Here is a 20,533-nt window from a genome sequence, read left to right on the forward strand (position 1 = left end):
TAACGCCCAAGGCCCAGTCCGGTTCATTCGAACCGGACTTCATGGACCAAATCGGATCAGGCGCTCTTCCTGACTTGCCGCTCCGGAAACAGCGCGCGCAGGCCCTCCGGCGATGCCTCGGCGATGCCGCGCTCGGTGATCAACCCGGTGACGAGACGCGCCGGCGTCACGTCGAAGGCGGGGTTGCCGGCGGGAGACGCATCCGGGGAAACCCGCACCTGCGCGATCTCGCCCGACGCGGTCTTGCCCCACACATAGGAGACCTCGTCGGCGGAACGTTCCTCGATCGGGATTTCCTTGAGGCCGTCCGACACCGTCCAGTCGATGGTGGGCGACGGCAGGCCGACATAGAACGGCACGCCATTGTCATGCGCCGCCAGCGCCTTCAGATAGGTTCCGATCTTGTTGCAGACGTCGCCATTGGCGGTGGTCCGATCGGTGCCGACGATGACCATGTCGACCATGCCGTTCTGCATCAGGTGCCCGCCGGCATTGTCGACGATCAGCGTATGCGGCACGCCGTGGCCGGCCATCTCCCAGGCGGTGAGCTGGGCGCCCTGGTTGCGCGGCCGCGTCTCGTCGACATAGACATGGACCGGAATGCCTTCCTCGACTGCCAGATAGATCGGGGCCGTCGCGGTGCCGTAGTCGACCGTCGCCAGCCAGCCGGCATTGCAATGGGTGAGGATGTTGACCGGCTCGCCCGGCTTCTTCTTAGCGGCGATTTCACGGATGACGGCGAGGCCGTTCTTGCCGATGTTGCGGTTGAGCTCGATGTCCTCGTCGGCGATCTCGCCGGCGCGCTTGTAAGCCGCGGCGGCCCGCTCGGCCGGCGCGATCGGCCGCAGCATGCCGCGCATCTCGTCCAGCGCCCAGCGCAGATTGATGGCGGTCGGACGCGTCGCGTGGAGCTTTTCCCAGACGGCGTCGAGGGCGGCATCCGACGGGTCGTCCTTCATCTGGATCGCGACGCCGTAGGCCGCCGTCACGCCAATTAGAGGCGCGCCACGCACCCACATGTCGCGGATGGCGACAGCGACGGCGTCCACCGTGCGCAGCGTCTCGATGCGGAAGTCATGCGGCAGCCAGCGCTGGTCGATGATGTCGACCGAGCGTCCATCCTCGTTCAGCCAGATGGTGCGGTAATGACGGTCAGCGACTTTCACGGGCGGCTCTCCTTCTCGATCAGGGCGGCCAGGTTGTTGACCTCTTCGATGCTGTGGATCTGGCGGCAGTTTACCGCAAGATGACGGCCAAATTTGAGCGCCGGCGCCTCGCAGGAGGCGCGCAAATCGGCGTCCTCGATGGTCTCGAAATCCGCATTGTGGGCGAGGCCGAGGATGCGCCGGTGGATCTCCACCCCGGCAAAGCCCAAAGTGTCCTCCCAGATCTCGTGCAACAGGCGGTCGAGCGCCTGCTCGGCGCCCAGCGCATCGCCCCGATCCTCGAAGAGGCTCCGGTGATAGAGCATGCCGGTGCGCTCGGTGCGCCACAGGCGGGAGAACTCGCCGCGGAACACCGACCAGATCTCGGCCGTGGTGCGCAGGAGATAGGCCCGCATGGAATCGCGCGATCCGTTCTCCTCGTGGCCGCGCTGCGAGAAATAGGCCATCCAGAAATTGGCAAGCAGCATGCCGACGTCGAAGGCGATCGGCCCGTAGAAGGCGAATTCCGGATCGATGACGCGGGTTTCCTCGTCCGTCACCATGATCGAGCCGGTGTGAAGATCGCCATGCAGCAGCGTCTCGGCCTTGGACGCGAAGAGGTGCTTCAGGCGCTGGGCCTCGACCTTCAGGTCGCGGTCGGCACGCAGCTCGGCGACGAGCGGGTCGAGCTGCGGCGAAGTATGCCGGTTGAGCTTCGCCTCGAAATAGGGATCGGTGAAAACGAGGTCCTCGGTGATGCCGCAAAGCTCCACATTGTCGGCGAAGAGCGCCAGGTCGGCCTTGCGGTCGCGCGTTGCCATGTGGAAATCGGAGCCGCGGAACAGCGTGCGTGCCGTGAACAGGCCCAGATCTTCCGCGATCCGCGGCAGCTCACGACCGGCGATCAGTTCCTTGCGCAGGATGATGTGCGGCGACAGAAATTCCATGACGATGAGCGCCTGCGCCTCGTCGAAATGGTAGATGGCCGGCACGGTGCCCGGCGCGCGTGCCTCCTGACGCTTCAGCGCGTGGTATTCGAAGAAGGACCGCTTCAAGGGCAAGGGCCAGCTGTCGCCGACGAGGCGCACATAGGGCAGTGCCTGCTTGACCACCGCGGCGCCCTTGCTGCCTTCCACGATGAACACCAGGTTGAGGTTGCCGTCGCCCACCTCGCGCACTTTCCACGCGGAGCTGTCCTCGCCAAGGCGCTCGACAAGCGCGGCGATGCCACCCAGCCTGCCCGGCAGGCTCTCGACCGTCAAAGCCTCGAAAGCGGTTTGCGTCATGTCCGGCCTCCCGATCCGCGCATGCTTCGTCCCTGCGAAGTATTCATGACGGGAGAACGCTAGAGAGCCTGCTGGCAAATGTCAATCGTGTTGACATTTGCCGAAACAGCCCATAGCCTTCTCTTTCAAGGGAGGACGAAATGGTCGGGGATGCCGTGTTCCGCGTAGCGGGCCTGAGGAAATCCTTCGGCCCGATTCAAGTCCTCGGAGGCGTGAGCCTCGAACTTCATCCAGGCGAAGTGACCGTGCTGATGGGCGCCAACGGCGCCGGCAAATCCACCCTGGTCAAGATCGTCAGCGGCGTCTATTCGCGCGACGGCGGCACGATGTCTCTCCGCGGCGAGGATTTCGCGCCGGCAACACCGGCGGAAGCGATCCGTGCCGGCGTCGTCACCGTTCATCAGAACATCAATGACGGCGTGGTCGCCGCCCTCGATGTCGCCACCAACCTCACGCTCGACCGGCTGAGCGGCGCCGGCGCGCCGCTTTTCTTCAACCCGAGAAGGGTCCGCCGCGAGGCCCGCGCCGTCGCCGAGCGCATGGGGCTCGACATCGATCTCGACGCCGCCATCCCCGACCTGTCGCTGGCGGACCGGCAGATGGTGGCGATCGCCCGCGCAATGGCGCACGAACCCAAGGTGCTGATCCTCGACGAGCCGACCTCGTCGCTGTCCAGCGCCGAGGCCAACCGGCTCTTCGCGCTGATCGACAGGCTGCGCTCCCACGGCGTCGCCATCCTCTATATTTCGCACCGCATGTCCGACATCAGGCGCCTCGCCGACCGCATCGTCTCGTTGCGCGACGGCGCGATCGTGGGAAGCTTCGAGGAAAAGCCGCTCGACTATGAAGGGGCCGTCAACGCCATGCTCGGGCATCGCAGCGATCAGGGCGCGATCGATGCGAGAGCGGGCGGCAACGCCATCTTCAGCGCCAAGGATCTGACGATCGCCGAAGGCGCCAGGCCGATCTCGCTCGAACTCGGCGACGGCGAGATCGTAGCGGTGACGGGCCTCGTCGGCGTCGGCAAGACGGCGCTGGCGGAAACCCTGTTCGGCGTGCGCAGCCCGCTCGGCGGCTCGATGATGCTGTCGGGGCGCCCCTATCGACCGGGCTCGGCGCGCGAGGCCATCGAGGCCGGCGTCTTCCTCGTCGCCAAGGACAGGGCCGAAAGCGGCATCGTGCGCGACTTCAACATCTACGAGAATATCAGCCTGCCCTTCCTGAAACGGATCTCGGGCATGGGCGTTTCACGGCGTGGTGCCGAACGCGCCGTCGCGCGCGGCCAGATCAAGGAGCTCGGCATCGTCTGCCGCTCGGAGAAGGACGACCTTGCCACCCTTTCCGGCGGCAACCAGCAGAAGGTGATGGTCGCCCGCTGGATGTCGCAGCCGGCATCCCTCTTCATGCTGGACGAACCTTTCCAGGGCGTCGACATCGCCGCGCGCCGCGACATCGCCGCCAAGCTTCGGGCGAGTTCGAGCGGCCGGGCGACGCTGATCTTCGTCACCGAGCTCGACGAGGCGCTCGAAACCGCCGACCGGATCCTCGTGATGTCGGAGCACACGATCGTCGGCGAGCATCGCAATGCGGGCATCGACATGGAACGGCTGCTCGCCGAAGTGGCCGGACAGAATGCCAGGGGCGCGGCATGACCAGCGAGACCGAGACCATGAACAAAGCCGCAGCGAAATTCGACCTGCAGAACATCGTCATCCGTTACGGCTTCCTGGCGCTGCTCGCCGGGCTGATCGCCTACTTCTCCCTCTCGACGGACGGTTTCGCTTCTCCGCAGGCCGCCGTCTTCATCTTCCAGTCCGTGGCCATCACCGGCATCCTGGCGCTCGGGGTGACCGCCACGCTGGTCGTCGGCGGCTTCGACCTTTCCATCGGCTCGGTCGCCACCAGCGCCATGATGGCGGCGGCCTATGTCATGGTGGTGCTCGAGCAGAACGCGCTGGTCGCGGTGGTCGTCTGCCTGCTGATCGGCGTGGTGGTCGGCCTGATCAACGGCTTCCTCATCGTCTACATGCGCGTGCCCGACCTGCTTGCCACGCTCGGCATGATGTTCCTGCTGGTCGGCCTGCAGCGCATTCCAACCGAAGGCCGTTCGATCGCCACGGGCATGACCATGCCGGACGGTTCCGTCGCCGGCGGTTCCTTCAGCAGCGCCTTTCTGGCGCTCGGCCGGCACCGCTTCGACTTCTTCATCCCCAACCTCGTGCCGGTGTCGGTGGTGATCCTGCTCGTGCTCGCGGTGCTGATCTGGTTCTTCCTGGAATATACGCGCTTCGGCCGCATGATGTATGCGGTGGGCAGCAACGAGCGGGCCGCCGAACTCGCCGGCGCGCCTGTCAAGGCATACAAGATCTGGGCCTATGTCATTTCGGGTATTTTCGCCTCGATCGGCGGCATTCTTCTCGCTGCCCGGCTTGGACGCGGCGACATCGCCTCGGGTAACAATCTGCTGCTCGATTCCGTCGCCGCGGCGCTGATCGGTTTCGCCGTGCTCGGCGCGGCGAAACCCAATGCGTTCGGCACGGCGATCGGCGCGCTCTTCGTCGGCGTGCTCCTTCAGGGGCTCACCATGATGAACGCGCCTTATTACACGCAGGACTTCGTCAAGGGCGCGGTGCTCGTCGTCGCCCTCGTCTTCACCTTCGCCCTGTCGCATCGGGGCAAACGCTGACAAACCAAAGGGAAAGTGGAGGAAAGCATGTTGGAATTCACGCGCAGAACATTCGGAAGACTTGCGCTCGGCCTGATCGGCGCGACGGCGCTGATGCAAGCGCCGGCACTGGCACAGGACAAGCCGGCCCCCTTTGACGACCCGGGCAAGGTGAAGATCGCGCTGGTGCGCTATCTCTCGACCGGCGATTTCTTCCAGGCCTATCTCTCCGGCGTCGAGGCGCAGGCCAAGGCGCTCGGGGTGGACCTGCGCGTCCTGGACAGCCGCCAGGACGCCGCCCTCCAGGCCGACATGGTCGACCAGGCAATCGCGCTCGGCGTGCAGGGCATCATCATCCAGCACGGGCTGACGGAATCCATGAAGGAAGCCGCGCAGCGCGCCGTCGACGCCGGCATCAAGGTCGTGGCCTTCGACGTCAATGTCGAGAACGACAAGATCCCCCAAATCGAGCAGTCGGACCGCGACCTTGCCCGCCTCGCGCTCGAACAGGCGATCAAGGACAATGGCGAGAGCTGGAAGGCGGGCTACGTCTATGTCGCCGGCATCGCCCCGCTCGACCGCCGCAACGAGACCTGGGCGGAGTTCAAGAAGAAATATCCGGGCATCAACGAGGCGGCGCAGTTCGGCACGCTCGACAACCCGATCGCCAATTCGGTCGCCAACCAGGCCCGTTCGGTGCTGTCGGCCAATCCCGACATCAAGGTGATGTTCGCGCCCTATGACGAATTCGCCAAGGGCGTGAAGATCGCGGTGGACGAGGCCGGCCTTTCCCAGGACATCAAGATCTACTCGGCCGACATCTCGACCTCCGACATCGCCGCCATGCGCGAGGCCGACAGCGCCTGGGTCGCCACCGCCGCCACCAACCCGGCTGTCGTCGGCCAGGTTTCCGTGCGCGCGCTCGCCATGCTCCTCGCCGGCGAGGAGCCGGGCAAGAGCGTGATCGTGCCGCCGACGCTGATCACCCAGAAGGACCTCAACGACAACGACATCAAGAACATGGAAGAACTGTCGGCCAAAATGCCGCAATTCGCCCATGCCGATGTGGCGGTTCCGGCGTGGATGCCGCTGCCGGGGAAGTAGGCTCTGTCAAAAGCGATTGTGGAAGGGGCGGCCTGGTGCCGCCCTTTTTCTTTCGAACAAAGCCGGCTGGTAGGTTGTGGGATAGCCGACGCGTTGCGCGGTGGACGAAAGTCCACTTTGGGCTGCAGAGGTCGGTCGATTTGGAGCACTTCAGCAACGTGTCAGCAGCTGTTGCTCAGCACCAGACGATGAGCGTCCTGTTTGGGGCCGGCAACAGCTTTCGAGCCAACTCAGCGGAAAGCGGCCCTTCGGCAGGCCGACCGTTCAGCGGCTTGCATGTCGGGCAAGACCAGCCACGGCAGGAATGACAATGCAAGCCCCAACAAGCGTAGTGATTTCTCGCGTATTTACCTCCATGGAAGTAGCATTCGCTTGCAAGAGAGGGACTCAAAATGATCGTTGAAAAAGCCGGCACCGTCATGCCAGTCTGGAATCTGCATCGAGTGGACCCCGGATTCATCTATATCGTCGAGAACCATGGAAAATATAAAATAGGCAAATCAAAGCGTGCTCAAAATCGGCTCAATGCTGCAAAGACATGGCTGCCTGACATGGAGCTGATTGGACAGAAACCCTTTTGGGGAATATCTCACCACGAACGATGTCTCCATACTGGTTTCGCCCGCTATTGGTATTCCGGCGAATGGTTCGATTTCGCTGGCGATGATGACGCCCGAGATCTTTTGTTGGAGAGCTTCGCCGCTTTTAGCGACGAGGACCCGGACCGCAACTCGGTGGATTTCATATACTGGTTCAATGGCGATGGAATGGCCGAATTCCTGTTGGAGCAGGCGAGCCAGAAGCTGTCTCTTCCAGAATTTCAGAAGCAGGAATCTAAAAAAAAGAAGCCCTTAGGCATTTCCCGATCTGCAACTCAGAGTGAATCCGCTGAAACCCGCCAGTTCCATCAGTCGAAGCCGTTTTAGGCTATTCCGGATTGGGGCCGAAAGCGGTCCGTCCGGTTTACGGTGACGGTTGATCAAGAAAAGCCGTTCCAATTTCGACCCTTCCGGCATTTACGCTTGAACGGAAAAACCTGAAACTGTCGCTGAATATTTTGACCGATGCGGTCAGGGCAGAATAGAGAAAATTTACTAGGAATAGTTAGCCAGGCAAGCAAATTGAAGTGTAAAAGGGATACCGAATGCTATCTGATGAAATAGTTTTCTTAACCGGATCCGAAGTAGCCTACAATTATCGGGAATTGACGCTTATATGCACGGATGACGAAATAAGATCGTACATACAGCGAACACGTAAATTGTTTGACCCGATTGCAAAAAATTTTGACGATGCCCTCAACACGGAATGGTTTGTACGCAGCTACCTAGCATTGAAATTTGTCCTCGGAGCTACGGTGCTCGGTAATTCAGCGGAGTACGCAGAGGATCGAAATCTTCAGGTCACGCTTCCGTACCTTGGCTACTACACGATGATGAACACGTGCCGCGCGTTCTTACTCACGCTACCCTGCGTCGAGTGGCGCGGCGAAAAATCCATTGAAATGACGCATTCCAACATATTGAACACAACGGCTGACAAGCTGCGACGCCTTGGTTCTGGGCATCAAGCAAGGTTCAGTCAAAAGCTACTAGCGGCCAAGGATCAGAGAGAACTCTTCTCCTATCGGTTTCCCTCAACGGGCCTATCGGTATTCGGTGACCAACTCGTGTCGGTGGGTGAAGCCATCAGCCTGGGGAGGTTTTTGGTGGAGCTGTCACAGATAAACCTCGCTTGCCTGGAGGCGCGAGTCGCAAGGTTTTGGCCAAGCACGGCGTTTCGCATGCTTGAGCTCGAAGATATGTGGCATGCAATGCAGTACGAAATGAGCACTGCCACATTGATTGACGATGAGGACTATCACCGCGTTGGCTATTTCGTACGAAACTACCGCTCCCCTCGGTCGCTGGTCTCAATGGCCACTGATGGTCTGGTGGACGATTTTTTTGGGGCTTGGTCCCCACTAGACGAGAATGCCGATAAGAACTCCTTCGACGCCGACCGCCAGTGCAATTTGCTTCTCGACATCTGGTAAGTCCTTCGAAGGCAGAGCGCAGCGTCAGGACCATTGTTGATTGAAGTGACGCCTGCTTCTGACCTTGAAAGCCGTCGGTCCGCACTCCACCCCAAGCGTTATCGAGCTGATCGGGATTGAGGCCGGCAGCGGACAGTCGGCATGTGGCTGCCGCCGCGCCTGAAGCCGACGTTCTGCAGCCGACCCCATTTCGGTCGTAGTAATTTGACGATCGCGATCCCGAAGCCGTCGTCACAAAGCCGACATGACCACCGCCCGATCCAAATGGAGCAAGTGCCCTGTTAAACGCATGATATTCCGACGTCCCTGAACCCACAGATTGTCGGAAAGCGGGCAGAGAGCAGTTCTTCTTGTTGACCGAATTATTAGCGTCGTTTCTACTGGTCTCAGGTGGGAGACATCGATGACGACCGAAGAATTGGAAAGGCTTCTTGATGGAGCAGAGGAGACCGATCGGCTTGAATTCAAACAGGCGATGGAATGGCACAAGATCAGCTTAGCTAAAGACATCCTCGCGATGGCGAATGTCCAAGACGGGGGACGCATCATCATAGGCGTGGTTGACGAGACGTTTGAACGTCAGGGTCTTTCCGACGAGCAACTCGCTACATATGCCCCTGACAAAATGCGCGACCAGATGGCCGTGTATGCGGACCCGGAAGTGATTTTCAGCGTCAAAACACCTACCGATGCGGCGGGACGCAAGTATGTGGTCATTGAGGTCCGAGAGTTCGACGAGCTTCCCGTGATATGCAAAAAGACCGGCATGATTGACGGGGCAAAAAAGCCAGAATTCGCGGAAGGAAGCATCTATTTTCGAAGCCGTGCGCAGAAGCCGCAAAGCGCCGCGATCTCGAATGCAACAGACATGAGACGGTTGATCGAGCGATCAATCGCGAAACGCGCAGCACAGCTTCGAGAGATAGGCATCGGATTACCCGTTGAGCAAACAAACGCGTTTGATGCTGAATTGGGTGGTTTGTGATGAAGGACGGCTTGCTAGAGAACGTTCGGTCTGCGGGCCACTGGCGTATAAACATTCGGCCGGTGAGACCTCTTCCTGAAAAACTGTCCCTCGCACAATGCAGAACACTGGTGCACGGTTCGAGCGTTGAATTGCGAGGGTGGGATTTTCCGCACATCCATCGTGGAAGGGATGAATTCGGCGGTAGTGAGAACAACGATGGGTTCTACGCCGAATGGACTGATTGGTACGTACACCATGAGTTTTGGCGAATGTATCAGAGTGGCCAGTTTCTCTCATATATGGCGATGTGGGAGGATCGAGAAGAGTTCAACGGAGCGCCCAACAAGCCGTTCTTGAGTATAGAGGGAGTTATCTATCTCTTCACAGAGATCGTGGAATTCGCGAGCCGCTTGTCTCAGGCAGCCTCATTCCAGGATGGCGTGTCGATTTCGATTACAGGGAATGTATTGCGGAACCGACGCCTATGGGTGGGGCGGAATAGAATGCCATTCTTCGATCCAAAAGTGACGAAGGCGGAAACGGTCGAGGTTAGCGGTGCGTTGCAGAACGATCTTGCCGCCACTCCAGCCGTCGATGTGTCCCTGAAGCTCATCAAAGAATTTTTCGATCGCTTCGGTTGGACGCCAGCAGATGACCAGATTCGAGGCGATCAGGAACGCTTGCTAAGGCGTGAGTTGTAGCAAGTTTTCGGCCGCTGGCTGCAGGTGCACTCGGGTTGAGGAGTATACGGCACGAGTTGGCGGTGAGGCTGAAAGGCGCCGCTCGGCGTGGTCGGCGTGGGAAAATGGCCCGCTCAAGGGCCGGGAGGGTAAATGGCCGGCGAAGAACACGTATCCGTCGCGGTAAGAGATGATTTCGTCGCGCGGCAGACCAAGGCGAAGCCTGTGCCTGCCCTTGCGGAGTTGCTGTGGAACAGCCTCGATGGAGACGCCACCGAGGTATCTGTCGAGTTCGCACACAACGATCTCGCAGGCGGGATGTCGAAAATCGTCGTCTACGACAATGGTGACGGATTTTCCCGCAGCGATGCTCGGGCGCTGTTCGGCAATCTCGGCGGCTCTTGGAAGCGGCACGTCCGACAGACCAAACGCAATCGCCGCATGATCCACGGCCAAGAAGGACGCGGCCGCTACAAGGCGTTCGCCCTCGGCCAGTCGGTCACATGGAAGGTCTGCTATGACGATCAGTCCGGGCGGAAGGCGTTCGAGGTCCGGCTCCTCGAGGCCGATCTCACCGACGTTACCATCACCGAGGAAGTGCCGGCGCCCGGACGCGCAACAGGCGTCATCGTAGAAGTCGCCGACCTCCGGCGTGATTTCAAGACCTTCGAGAGCGAAGACGGCCTTCAGGACCTGAACGAGATCTTCGCGCTCTACCTGATGAATTATCGGAGCGTCTCGATCTCGATCGCCGGCCAGAGGCTCGATCCCGAGAAGGTGATCGCCAGTCATCACAAGGCGTCACTGCCGCTGATCGAGAAGGATGATGGCGCCCAGCACGAAGTCGAGCTCGAAGTCATCGAATGGCGAACCGATGCGCGGCGTGTCCTCTATCTGTGCTCCGCGAGCGGCTTTCCGTTCGATCAGGTCGAGACGCGTTTCCACATTCCCGGCTTCTCTTTCTCCGCCTATCTGAAATCCAGCTACGTCGAGGAATTGCATAACGAAGAACGCCTCGCGCTCTCCGAAATGGATCCCCTGTTGAGCGGCGCGGTCGAAAATGCCCGCTCGGCGATAAAAGACTATTTTCGCGACAAATCGGCGGAAAAGGCTCGATCCCTGGTCGACGAATGGATCGCCGAAGACGTTTATCCCTATCGCGGCACGCCGCAGAACGCCGTCGAGAAGGTAGAGCGTCAGGTTTTCGATATCGTCGCGGTCCAGGTTCAGGAGCTCGCGCCCGATCTCGGCATCAGCTCGGCGAAGGCGAAGGCGCTACACCTTCGCATGCTGCGCAACGCCATCGAGCGCGGACCGGAGGAGTTGCAGCTCATCCTGAAGGAAGTGCTCGACCTTCCAGCGCGCAAGCAGAAGGAGCTTGCGAACCTCCTGCAGGAAACGACGCTGTCTGCGATCATCACCGCCGCCAAGACTGTCGCCGATCGGTTGAAGTTCATATCCGCGCTCGAGTCGATCGTCTTCGACCCGGAAACCAAAGGCCGCTTGAAGGAACGCACCCAGCTCCACAAAATCCTCGCCGAAAACACCTGGGTGTTCGGCGAAGAGTATAATCTCTGGGTGAGCGACAAGGATCTCCGTCGCGTCCTGGAAAAGCATCGCGACCATCTCGATCCGAAAATCGCGATCGACGAGCCCGTGAAAGTGATCGGCAAGGCGCGCGGCATCATCGACCTGATGTTCTCGCGCTCGACGCGACGACATCGTGCCAACGACATCGAACACATGATCGTTGAGCTCAAGGCGCCGAAAGTGAAGATCGGCGCCGAGGAGATCACGCAGGCAAAAAAATACGCGATCGCCGTCACGTCGGACGAACGGTTCTCGACCGTCAACGGCGTGCGCTGGCACTTCTGGCTGGTCTCCAACGCCTATGACGATTTCGCAAAGCATGAGATCGAAAGCGGTCCGGATCGCGAGCGCCGCCTAATCGCGCGAGGGCCGCGACATATCGTCGGCATCGAGACGTGGGGTGAGCTAATCGAGGAAAATCGGGCTCGGCTTCAGTTCTTCCAGGAGCATCTGCAGCATTCCGCCGATGAGAGCACCGCGATCAAATATCTGCAGGAAAAGCACAGCCAATTCCTGGAAGGTGTCATCGTCGAAGAGACCGACGAAAATGGTGACGATCAGCCGGACGCGTTGACACCGGAAAGAACCGAGCAACCTGCTTAGCCGGAATTGGGAGGATCAAAGGGGCACCTCATCGCATCAGCACAAGCGACCGACATGCGCTTGTCGGGCGCATCGTGTCGATGGACAAAAAAGGCGACCATCCACGCACGCGGAGCGGTGTGTATCGAAGCCGACCGCATCGCCGCGGTCGTGGCCGACCCCGCGCATGTCCCAGATGACTTCGCCGCCGTCGTTCCGGTCGATACGGGCGGCACGATCTATCCCGCCCAGGATGCGCCCGCCTTAATGCAAGTCCAATTTCTACGTAGATGCGTGTTTTCAGCAATGACCGCTCGTGGCGAACAAATCTGATTGCTTGAACGGCAAGAATGGGGAGCATTGCTGCCCGTCATGTTGCACAATGTGCAGGTCGCTTTCGGGTCGATCTGAAATTCGATGCGTGGGGCGGCCATCTCGCTCCCCATCCCCATCGAAAAAAGCAACGCCTAGTCGGCGGCAGTAAACTGATGGAAAAGGCCCCCGCGAAGGCGCCCGCCTTGCGTCGGACGCCCTGCCACCCCGTCTATCTCAGCGTCGCCGCGATATTCCCCCCGTCGACGGTCGTCACATCGGCCGTGGTGCGTTCGGCCAGGGCGTGGTGCAGGAAGGCCTGCGCGACATGCTCAGCGGTAACTTCGAGCCCGAGCAGGTTGCCCGACATGTAATCCTTCTCGGAGAGGCCGCGCGCTTTGGAGCGGCTGGCGATCATCTCGTCGGTCAGCAGGCCGGAGCGGATGCGGTCGGCGTTGACTGCGTTGGAGCGGATGCCGAGCGGGCCGTATTCCAAAGCGTATTGGCGCGAGAGGAACAGGGTCGCCGCCTTGGGCAGGCCATAGGCGCCGAATTTCGGGCCGGGATTGACCGCCTGCTTGGAGGTGTTGAAGAGAAGCACGCCGCCCGTGCCCTGCTGCTTGAAGATGCGAACGGCGTTCTGCGCCGCGTTCTGATGGGCGAAGAAGTTGAGTTCGAAGCTCTTGCGCAGCAGCGCCTCGTCGATCTCGCCGATGCCGCCCTCCCAGGCAGCACCTGCGTTGGAGACCAGTATGTCGAGGCCGCCATAGGTCGCCACCGCCTTGTCGAAGGCGGCGCGCAGGGCCGAGGGGTCGGTGATGTCGCAGCCGACGCCGATGGAATCGTTGCCGGCCTTCTTGGCGACCGCCGCCGCACGCTCGCCGTCGAGATCGACCACCACGACATGCGCGCCGTTGGCGGCGAAGAGCGCGGCGGTCGCCGCGCCGATCGCGCCGGCGCCGCCGGTGACCAGCGCCACCTGGCCGGTCAGCGGCTTCGGCTTGTTCGCGGCGAGCTTGGCTTGTTCGAGCGACCAGTATTCGAGGCCGAAGAGATCGGTATGGTCGAGCGGCTGGAAGGTGCCGATGGCCTCGGCGTCGCGCACCGCCTCGATCCACATCTCGCCGACGTCAGAGGCGATCCTGGCATCCTTCAGCGTGCGGCCGTGGCCGAACATGCCGAGGCCGGGCACCAGCGTCAGACGCGGCATCGGGTCGAGCATGGTGCGCTTCACGTCGTCCAGCGCGTCGTTCGTCTCGAAATAGCTGGTGTAGTCGCGCACGAAGCCGGCGACATGCTCCTTGATGGCGGCGGGATAGGCGTCGGCCTTCGCCGCGTCCGGCGCGGGCAGCACCATCGGGCCGGTCTTGATGCGGATCGAAAGGTCCGGCGTCGAAACGCCGATGCGCGCCACCGCCTGGAGCCTTGGCGAGGCGAGGAATTCGAGGATGGCCGGCGAGGTGCGGAAATCGCTCACCATGCGGTCGAAGCGCCCCTCGCCCCTGTCGAAGGCGACGGCGCCGCGCAGCGCCGGGGCGAAATCGGCCGCCTTGGCAAGTTGCGCGGGAAGCTCGATCGGCGTCGGGCGCGGCTTGGCGTTCGCGGCGATATATTCCTCCGCGAGCGTCACGTAGTGGATCATGCGATCATAGGCTTCCCGCGCCGTGTCGCCGAAGGTGAAGATGCCGTGCTTGTCGAGGATCAGGCCTTCGACCGAGGGGTCGGCGTCATAGATATCGGCGGCGGCCTTGGCGAGGTCGAAGCCCGGCGGGATATAGGGCACGAAGCCCATCTTCGGACCGAACACCTTGCTGCTCAGTTCCTCGCTGTTCGGCTGGTCGACGATGGCGAGAACGGCGGTCGAGTGCGTGTGGTCGACGAATTTGTGCGGCAGGAACGCATGAAGGAGCGTCTCGACCGAGGGGTTGGGCGAGGAAGGGTTGATGAGATTGGCGCGCTGCAGCGCCACCATGTCCTCGTCGGAGAGGCGGTCGAGGGCGCGCGCCTTGAGAAGCGCGCCGAGCTTCACCGCCGGCAGGCCCTGCGGCTCGATGACCGCCATGTCCCAGCCGCTGCCCTTGACGCAGAGCACGTCCCATTCGTCGCCGACGAGATCGGTGACCCCGCTCTTCACAGAGGTGTTGCCGCCGCCATGGAGCACCAGCCGCGGATCGCCGCCGAGAAGGCGGGTGGTGTAGACGCGCAGCGCCAGATCGCGGTCGACGCCCTTGCTGGCATAGTCCGCGACGAGGGCTTCGGCAGTGGCATCGTTCCAGAGGTTCTTCATGTCGGGATCTTTTTGGCTAGCGTTTCGTGTTGTGTCGGGGGGCGCAGGGATTGGACGTCGGCAGGCCCCTCATCGGCCTGCCGGCCACTTCTCCCCGCCTGCGGGGAGAAGGCCGCTGTCGTCTATGCTTTCGCCAATCTTCGCCATCGGCGACCCGGCGAAACCCGCTCAGCTGCGCTCTCTCCCGCCTGCGGGGAGAAGATCGCTGTCGTCTCCGCTTTCGCCAATCTTCGCCATCGGCGACTGGCGAAACCCGCTCAGCTGCGTTCTCTCTCCCCGCCTGCGGGGAGAGATGTCCGGCAGGACAGTGAGGGGGGCGGCGTGGGTGGTCGATCATGCTGGCCCCATGGTTTAGTCGGCCATGGTGACGGAATTTTTGCCGGCGCGGTCGAGGAGCTGGCGGGCGATCCAGGCCGTCGTCACCAGCTGCGAGCAGAGGCCGCCGGCGAGCGCGGCCCGGAGCGGATCGAGCTTGGCATCCTCATGGGCGACCATCAGGCGCTTGGGGATGGCGCGGATCGAGGCGAGATCGGCCGAGATGACGCGCCTGTTGTAGCTGCAGTCGAGCTGCTGGCCGGCGGCGTCGATGATCTGGCCGGCGATGACGCCGGCCGCGCCCTCGCCTTTCAGCGCGCGCATCTCGGCCGGCGTGAGCGCGCCGCATTTCACCACATGGCTGTCCTCGTCGATCGTGCCCACCGAATAGAGCGCGAGATTGCATTCGGCGATGCCGGAAAGCTGCTCGCGGATCACCGGCTCGCTGCGCAACTGCTCGGCGAGTTCCTCCGTGGTCAGCACCAGCGGCGCGTAGAAATTGAGGCCCTTGGCGTTGAGGCGCCGGGCGATCTCCATGGTGCACTGGTCGGGCCGGTAGGAATAGGGCGCGCCGAGATTGCCGCAGAGCTGGACGACCGTGACGTCCTGAAGGTCGGCATAGGACATGACGTCGGCGATGTCGTAGACCGTATGGCCCCAGGCGATGCCGATGCGGTCGCCGCGCCGCACCTGGTCCAGGAATACCCCGGCCGCGACCAGCGGCACCTCGGCGCGGTCACCCGATGCGCCGGCATGCGGCACGATCCAGACGGCGTCGAGCCCGAACGCATCCTCCACCTCGCGGGCCAGCACGTCCTCGCGGAAGAGCTGCGTCGAGGTCGAGATGCTGACGATGCCGGTCTCGCGTGCCTTGCGCAGATACATGGCGACCGACGCGCGCGAAATGTTCAGCTCGCGCGCGACCTCGTCCTGGCGCAGGCCATGCGTGTAATAGAGCCAGGCGGCCTTATGTATGATCTGATCGGCCGGCCGGATCGGCATGGGCGCTTCCTCCTGTTTCGACAATAGTCACGAGGTCTGACAAAAGTCAAATGCTGGCCCGATCGAGAAAAGATCACGGCACTTTTCACGAAGGCCGCCCGCATGCAAGGATGAGCGATCGCGCCGCCGATGCGGCTTCCTCCCACCAGAAATCCGGAGAAAAATGATGGAAAAGCGACGGCTGGGCCGTACGGAGCTGCGCATTGCGCCGGTCGTGTTCGGCGGCAATGTGTTCGGCTGGACGATCGACGAGAAGACGTCCTTCGAGCTTTTGGACCGCTTCGCCGAAGCCGGCTTCAACGCGATCGACACGGCGGATGTCTATTCGCGCTGGCACGACGGCAATTCCGGCGGCGAGTCCGAGGCGATCATCGGCAAATGGATGAAGAGCCGCGGTAATCGCGACGACATCGTCGTCATCACCAAGGTGGGGTCCGACCTCGGCGACGGCAAGAAAGGTCTTTCAGCCGCCTATATCGAGACCGCGATCGACGCCTCCCTGAAGCGGCTTCAGACCGACGTCGTCGACCTTTATCTCTCCCATTGGGCCGACCCGTCGGTGCCCTATGAAGAAACTCTCGGCGCCTATCAGAAGCTCATCGCCAAGGGCAAGATCCGCTATGCCGGCGCATCGAACCTCGACGCCGCGCAGCTCAAGGAGGCGCTCGCGGTGGCTCAGGGAAAGTCGCTGCCGCGCTACGAGGTGCTGCAACCCGGCTACAATCTCTATGACCGGGCCGAGTTCGAGGGTGCGCTGCGCGACCTGACCATGGCCGAGGAGATCGGCGTCATCACCTATTTCAGCCTCGCCAAGGGTTTCCTCTCCGGCAAATACCGCAGCGAGGCCGATCTGGGTAAAAGCCAGCGCGGCGAAGGCGTGAAGCAGTATCTCAACGATCGCGGCACGCGCATTCTCGCCGCGCTGGAAAAGGTCGCCGCGCGCCACGATGCAAAGCTTGCCGAGATTGCGGTTGCCTGGCTGATCGCGCGGCCCGGCGTGACGGCTCCTATCGCCAGCGCCACGTCCCTGGCGCAGTTGGAAAGCCTGATCCGCGCGGCCGCGATCGGTCTTTCGCCCGAAGACATCGAAGAACTCGACAGCGCCAGCGCCTGACGAGAGGAACATGTCCGGCGCGGCGATATGGCGCAGCCTGGCCGATGGCCGGCCGGACATGATCTCGAGCACAGCCAGAATTGGCTTGCAATATCAAAGGGAGGTCGCACTGAAACCCGCGGCCGTCCCGCCCGCGGACAGCTCGAAAAACTTGACGGCGGTAGTTTAGAATAATTCTAAGTTATTGATTTGAAGGCGGTTTTTCCAAATTCCGTTGACTTTTGATGGCCGCCCGGGTTTAAGATCGGCCATGAACCTTTGATGTCTGGGCCTTGAACCCATTCGATTGGAGGATAGAGGTGACTGTTGTCTGCAGGCCGCGCCATGACGCGGTCCATTCCTCAATGCCGTGCCGTTCCGCCTCGACGCGCTTCCCCATGGAAGCACGCCAGGCCGATGCCGCTCGTTCGACGGGGCGTCATACGTGAGCTTTCGCGTCGGCGACATGAATGGCCATAACGGCTGCTATTTCGACCGCCTGCCCGAAAAGCTGGTGCTCGAAGGCTATCGCCGCTGGCTGGCGGGTTACGAGACCGGATCGGTCACGCCATGGGAGATGGGCTGGGCGCTCTATACCCAGCATCTCGGCGGCGCGGATGGCCGGCGGGCGCTCGCCGAACTGTCCCACTTTGTTCGTACCCTTCGCGTTTGCGCGGCCTGCCCGCTGGCGAGCTTTCCCTTCGGCGCGCATCACGTATGCCGCGACGAATGCCTGGCGCTCGGCATCATAGCGGCGCTCCAGCACGAGGACACCGATGCCGCCGCGACCTGCCTGTCGGCCATGTCGTGCCCGGCACGCCGCAACGATATCCGCGACGCGGCCGCCAGCTTCGCCGAAACCCTGGCCGGCCTGAGCCAATATCTTCTGCCGATTCCCGCCCACGCGATCGAAGACGTCCTGAGACGCGCCGGACGCGCCACCGTTCACTGAGGAGACTGGAATGACCTTCATCATGGCGATGCCCAGGTATTCGGGCAAGGTGGCGGCGATCCTCGCCACCGGCGTCCTGACGGCTGCCGTGTTCGTGCTGCCGGCCAAGGCGGATACCGACGCCAAGGCGGTGCTCGCCAACTATGCCGACATCGCGCTCGCCGGCTACGAGGACGCGCTGGCCACGGCCAAGCTGCTCGACCAGGCGGCGGACGCGCTGATCGCCAAGCCCTCCGAGGACACGCTGAACGCGGCGCGGGAAGCCTGGAAAGCCGCACGCATCCCTTACCAGCAGACGGAAGTCTATCGTTTCGGCAATGCCATCGTCGACGATTGGGAAGGTCGCGTGAATGCCTGGCCGCTCGACGAAGGGCTGATCGACTATGTCGATGCGAGCTATGGCACGGAATCGGACGAGAACACGCTCTATACGGCCAATGTGATCGCCAACACGGAGATCGAGATCAACGGCCAGAAGGTCGACGCCTCGAAGATCACACCGGAGTTTCTTTCCGAAACTCTGCAGGAAGCGGGCGGCATCGAGGCCAATGTCGCCACGGGCTATCACGCCATCGAGTTCCTGCTGTGGGGGCAGGATCTCAACGGCACCGATGCTGGCGCCGGCCAGCGCCCCTATACCGACTTCGACAAGGCCAATTGCACGGGCGGCAATTGCGAGCGCCGCGCCGAATATCTCGCGGCGGCAACCGACCTCTTGGTTTCCGATCTCGAGGAGATGGTCGCCAACTGGAAGGATGGCGGCGAGGGACGGAAAGGACTGCTGGAAGGGGACCCCAACGCCGGTCTCTCCACCATCCTCACGGGCATGGGGTCGCTCTCCTACGGCGAGCTTGCCGGCGAGCGCATGAAGCTCGGGCTGCTGCTGCACGACCCCGAGGAGGAGCATGACTGCTTTTCCGACAACACCCACATCTCGCATCTCTATGACGCCGTCGGCATGCGCAACGTCTATCAGGGTCGGTACAAGCGCGTAGACGGCTCGGTCGTCGAGGGGCCGTCCGTTTCAGAGCTCGTGAAGGCCGCCGACGCGGCCGTGGACGCCGAGCTCTCCAGCAAGCTCGACGCGACGGTCGCCAAGATGGAAGCCATCCAGGCCCGCGCCGTTGCCGGTGAAGCCTATGACCAGCAGATCGGCGAGGGCAATGCCGAAGGCAACGCCGCCGTGCAGGCAGCGATCGATGCGCTGGTCGACCAGACCAAGTCGATCGAACGCGCCGTCGCGGCGCTCAAGCTCGACGCCATCGCATTCGAGGGATCCGACAGCCTCGATGCGCCCGGCAAGGTCTTCCAGTAGGAGCCGCTGCCTCCGGCAACCCTAGCCACCGGCGCCTCGCCGTAGCCAATTCCGAGTTAGTCATGCTGATTTGTCACTGCAACCTGATCACCCAGAAGGAGATCGAAGACACCATCATCCAACTGCTCGAGAAGGATCCGTGGACACTTATCGTGCCCGCGAAGGTCTATCACACGCTGCAAAAGCGCGGACGCTGTTGCGGCTGCTTCCCAAATGTGGTCGAAACGATCATTCGGGTAACCGAGGAATACCACGCACGCTCGGAGGCGGGCGGCGAGGAAGTCGTTTCACACTTGGACCGCGTGAGAGAGTTGCGCGTCCAGTACGGGAGCAGGACCCATGAAAGGCGAACCACAAGTCATCGAGCGGCTTAACGAGGCTCTTTTCCTGGAGCTCGGCGCGGTCAACCAGTATTGGCTTCACCACAGGCTTCTCGAAGACTGGGGCTATGCCAAGCTCGCGAAGAAGGAACGCGAGGAATCGATCGAGGAAATGCATCACGCGGACAAGATCATCGAGCGGATCATCTTCCTCGAAGGTCATCCTAACCTTCAGTCGGTGGCGCCGCTGCGCATCGGCCAGAATGTCAGGGAAGTGCTCGAATCCGATCTTGCCGGCGAATACGACGCCCGCACTTCCTACAAGAAATCCCGCGAGATCTGCCACGATCTCGGCGACTACGTCTCGATGCAACTCTTCGAGGAGCTGCTGAGCGACGAGGAAGGCCATATCGACTTCCTCGAGACCCAGCTCGACCTGCTCTCCACGATCGGCGAAGAAAAATACGGCCTGCTCAACGCCGCGCCGGCGAACGAGGCCGACTAGGCATGGGACGATGCGGCGCATCAATTTTCTGAGGCGCCGCGCGCCCGCCGGGCCATCCCGCCCATCACACCCCCCTCTGTCCTGCCGGGCATCTGCCGCCTTCAGGGCTACGACATTCACACATCCGGAAATCTCGTTCCTCGTTGCTCGGCAGGTCCCCCTCTCCGTCTCGGCTTCGCCGAGCCACCTCTCCCCCCCTTCGTGGGGAAGAGGAAGGGCTCCAAGTGCGCGGCCGGCGATTCCTCTCCCCCACGCGCAGCGTGGGAGAGAGGTGGCTCGGCGAAGCCGAGACGGAGAGGGGGACCTGTCGTACACGCCAAGGGGGAGATGTCCGGCAGGACAGAGGGGGGTGCCACGACTTTCACCCCTGTTACAGTT

General features: G+C 62.0%; 17 protein-coding genes. 13 read left to right on the forward strand and 4 right to left on the reverse strand.

The annotated features are described in order from the left end of the window. Positions 1-56: 56 nt before the first annotated feature. Together mtnA and mtnK are read right to left on the reverse strand one after the other, a co-directional pair. The gene (gene mtnA / locus ACCO56_RS18735) at positions 57-1,166 is read right to left on the reverse strand and encodes an S-methyl-5-thioribose-1-phosphate isomerase (RefSeq protein ID WP_433642324.1); all 1,110 of its coding nucleotides are present in this window, start codon (positions 1,164-1,166) and stop codon (positions 57-59) included. Then, the gene (gene mtnK / locus ACCO56_RS18740) at positions 1,163-2,431 is read right to left on the reverse strand and encodes an S-methyl-5-thioribose kinase (RefSeq protein ID WP_433642325.1); all 1,269 of its coding nucleotides are present in this window, start codon (positions 2,429-2,431) and stop codon (positions 1,163-1,165) included. The genes mtnA and mtnK overlap by 4 nt, the downstream gene beginning before the upstream one ends. Before the next feature lie 140 nt (positions 2,432-2,571). On the opposite strand from mtnK, the gene ACCO56_RS18745 reads away from it, so the two are divergent. From ACCO56_RS18745 to ACCO56_RS18780, 8 genes are all read left to right on the forward strand, one after another. Next, positions 2,572-4,083: a sugar ABC transporter ATP-binding protein gene (locus tag ACCO56_RS18745; protein WP_433642327.1), complete on the forward strand. Its 1,512-nt coding sequence runs from the start codon at positions 2,572-2,574 to the stop codon at positions 4,081-4,083. Then, a complete protein-coding gene (locus tag ACCO56_RS18750; protein ID WP_433642328.1) occupies positions 4,080-5,117 on the forward strand; it encodes an ABC transporter permease in 1,038 nt (345 codons plus the stop codon). Before ACCO56_RS18745 ends, ACCO56_RS18750 begins: the two co-directional genes overlap by 4 nt. Positions 5,118-5,147: 30 nt before the next feature. Then, a complete protein-coding gene (locus tag ACCO56_RS18755) occupies positions 5,148-6,200 on the forward strand; it encodes a substrate-binding domain-containing protein (protein ID WP_433642412.1) in 1,053 nt (350 codons plus the stop codon). A 392-nt stretch (positions 6,201-6,592) separates the two neighbouring features. Continuing rightward, positions 6,593-7,126: a GIY-YIG nuclease family protein gene (locus ACCO56_RS18760; RefSeq protein ID WP_433642329.1), complete on the forward strand. Its 534-nt coding sequence runs from the start codon at positions 6,593-6,595 to the stop codon at positions 7,124-7,126. A 335-nt stretch (positions 7,127-7,461) separates the two neighbouring features. Further along, positions 7,462-8,235, forward strand: coding sequence for a hypothetical protein (locus ACCO56_RS18765; protein WP_433642330.1), 774 nt, complete (start codon positions 7,462-7,464; stop codon positions 8,233-8,235). 403 nt (positions 8,236-8,638) lie between these two features. Continuing rightward, positions 8,639-9,220 (forward strand): AlbA family DNA-binding domain-containing protein, encoded by a 582-nt coding sequence (locus tag ACCO56_RS18770; protein ID WP_433642332.1) that lies wholly within the window; start codon positions 8,639-8,641, stop codon positions 9,218-9,220. After that, on the forward strand, positions 9,220-9,903 hold the full coding sequence (locus ACCO56_RS18775) for a hypothetical protein (RefSeq protein ID WP_433642333.1): 684 nt from the start codon (positions 9,220-9,222) through the stop codon (positions 9,901-9,903). Before ACCO56_RS18770 ends, ACCO56_RS18775 begins: the two co-directional genes overlap by 1 nt. 132 nt (positions 9,904-10,035) lie before the next feature. After that, positions 10,036-12,075, forward strand: coding sequence for an ATP-binding protein (locus tag ACCO56_RS18780; protein ID WP_433642334.1), 2,040 nt, complete (start codon positions 10,036-10,038; stop codon positions 12,073-12,075). 523 nt (positions 12,076-12,598) lie between these two features. Here the strand turns inward: ACCO56_RS18780 and ACCO56_RS18785 are convergent. Beyond that, complete coding sequence (locus ACCO56_RS18785; protein ID WP_433642335.1) at positions 12,599-14,653, reverse strand: bifunctional aldolase/short-chain dehydrogenase; 2,055 nt, start codon at positions 14,651-14,653, stop codon at positions 12,599-12,601. Positions 14,654-15,004: 351 nt separating this feature from the next. Next, a complete protein-coding gene (locus ACCO56_RS18790; RefSeq protein WP_433642336.1) occupies positions 15,005-15,970 on the reverse strand; it encodes a sugar-binding transcriptional regulator in 966 nt (321 codons plus the stop codon). A 166-nt stretch (positions 15,971-16,136) separates the two neighbouring features. On the opposite strand from ACCO56_RS18790, the gene ACCO56_RS18795 reads away from it, so the two are divergent. From ACCO56_RS18795 to bfr, 5 genes are all read left to right on the forward strand, one after another. Then, entirely contained in the window at positions 16,137-17,084 is a 948-nt protein-coding gene (locus tag ACCO56_RS18795) for an aldo/keto reductase (protein WP_433642413.1), read from the forward strand. A 424-nt stretch (positions 17,085-17,508) separates the two neighbouring features. Continuing rightward, the gene (locus ACCO56_RS18800; RefSeq protein ID WP_433642337.1) at positions 17,509-18,015 is read left to right on the forward strand and encodes a hypothetical protein; all 507 of its coding nucleotides are present in this window, start codon (positions 17,509-17,511) and stop codon (positions 18,013-18,015) included. Positions 18,016-18,025: 10 nt separating this feature from the next. Then, positions 18,026-19,330 carry an imelysin family protein gene (locus ACCO56_RS18805; RefSeq protein WP_433642338.1) on the forward strand — a complete coding sequence of 435 codons (1,305 nt, stop codon included), beginning with the start codon at positions 18,026-18,028 and terminating at the stop codon, positions 19,328-19,330. Positions 19,331-19,392: 62 nt separating this feature from the next. Continuing rightward, on the forward strand, positions 19,393-19,704 hold the full coding sequence (locus ACCO56_RS18810) for a (2Fe-2S)-binding protein (RefSeq protein ID WP_433642339.1): 312 nt from the start codon (positions 19,393-19,395) through the stop codon (positions 19,702-19,704). Continuing rightward, the gene (gene bfr, locus ACCO56_RS18815) at positions 19,670-20,155 is read left to right on the forward strand and encodes a bacterioferritin (RefSeq protein ID WP_433642340.1); all 486 of its coding nucleotides are present in this window, start codon (positions 19,670-19,672) and stop codon (positions 20,153-20,155) included. The genes ACCO56_RS18810 and bfr overlap by 35 nt, the downstream gene beginning before the upstream one ends. The last annotated feature ends 378 nt before the right edge of the window (positions 20,156-20,533 follow it).

The organism is Mesorhizobium sp. 1B3, assembly GCF_050958605.1.
GTDB lineage: Bacteria > Pseudomonadota > Alphaproteobacteria > Rhizobiales > Rhizobiaceae.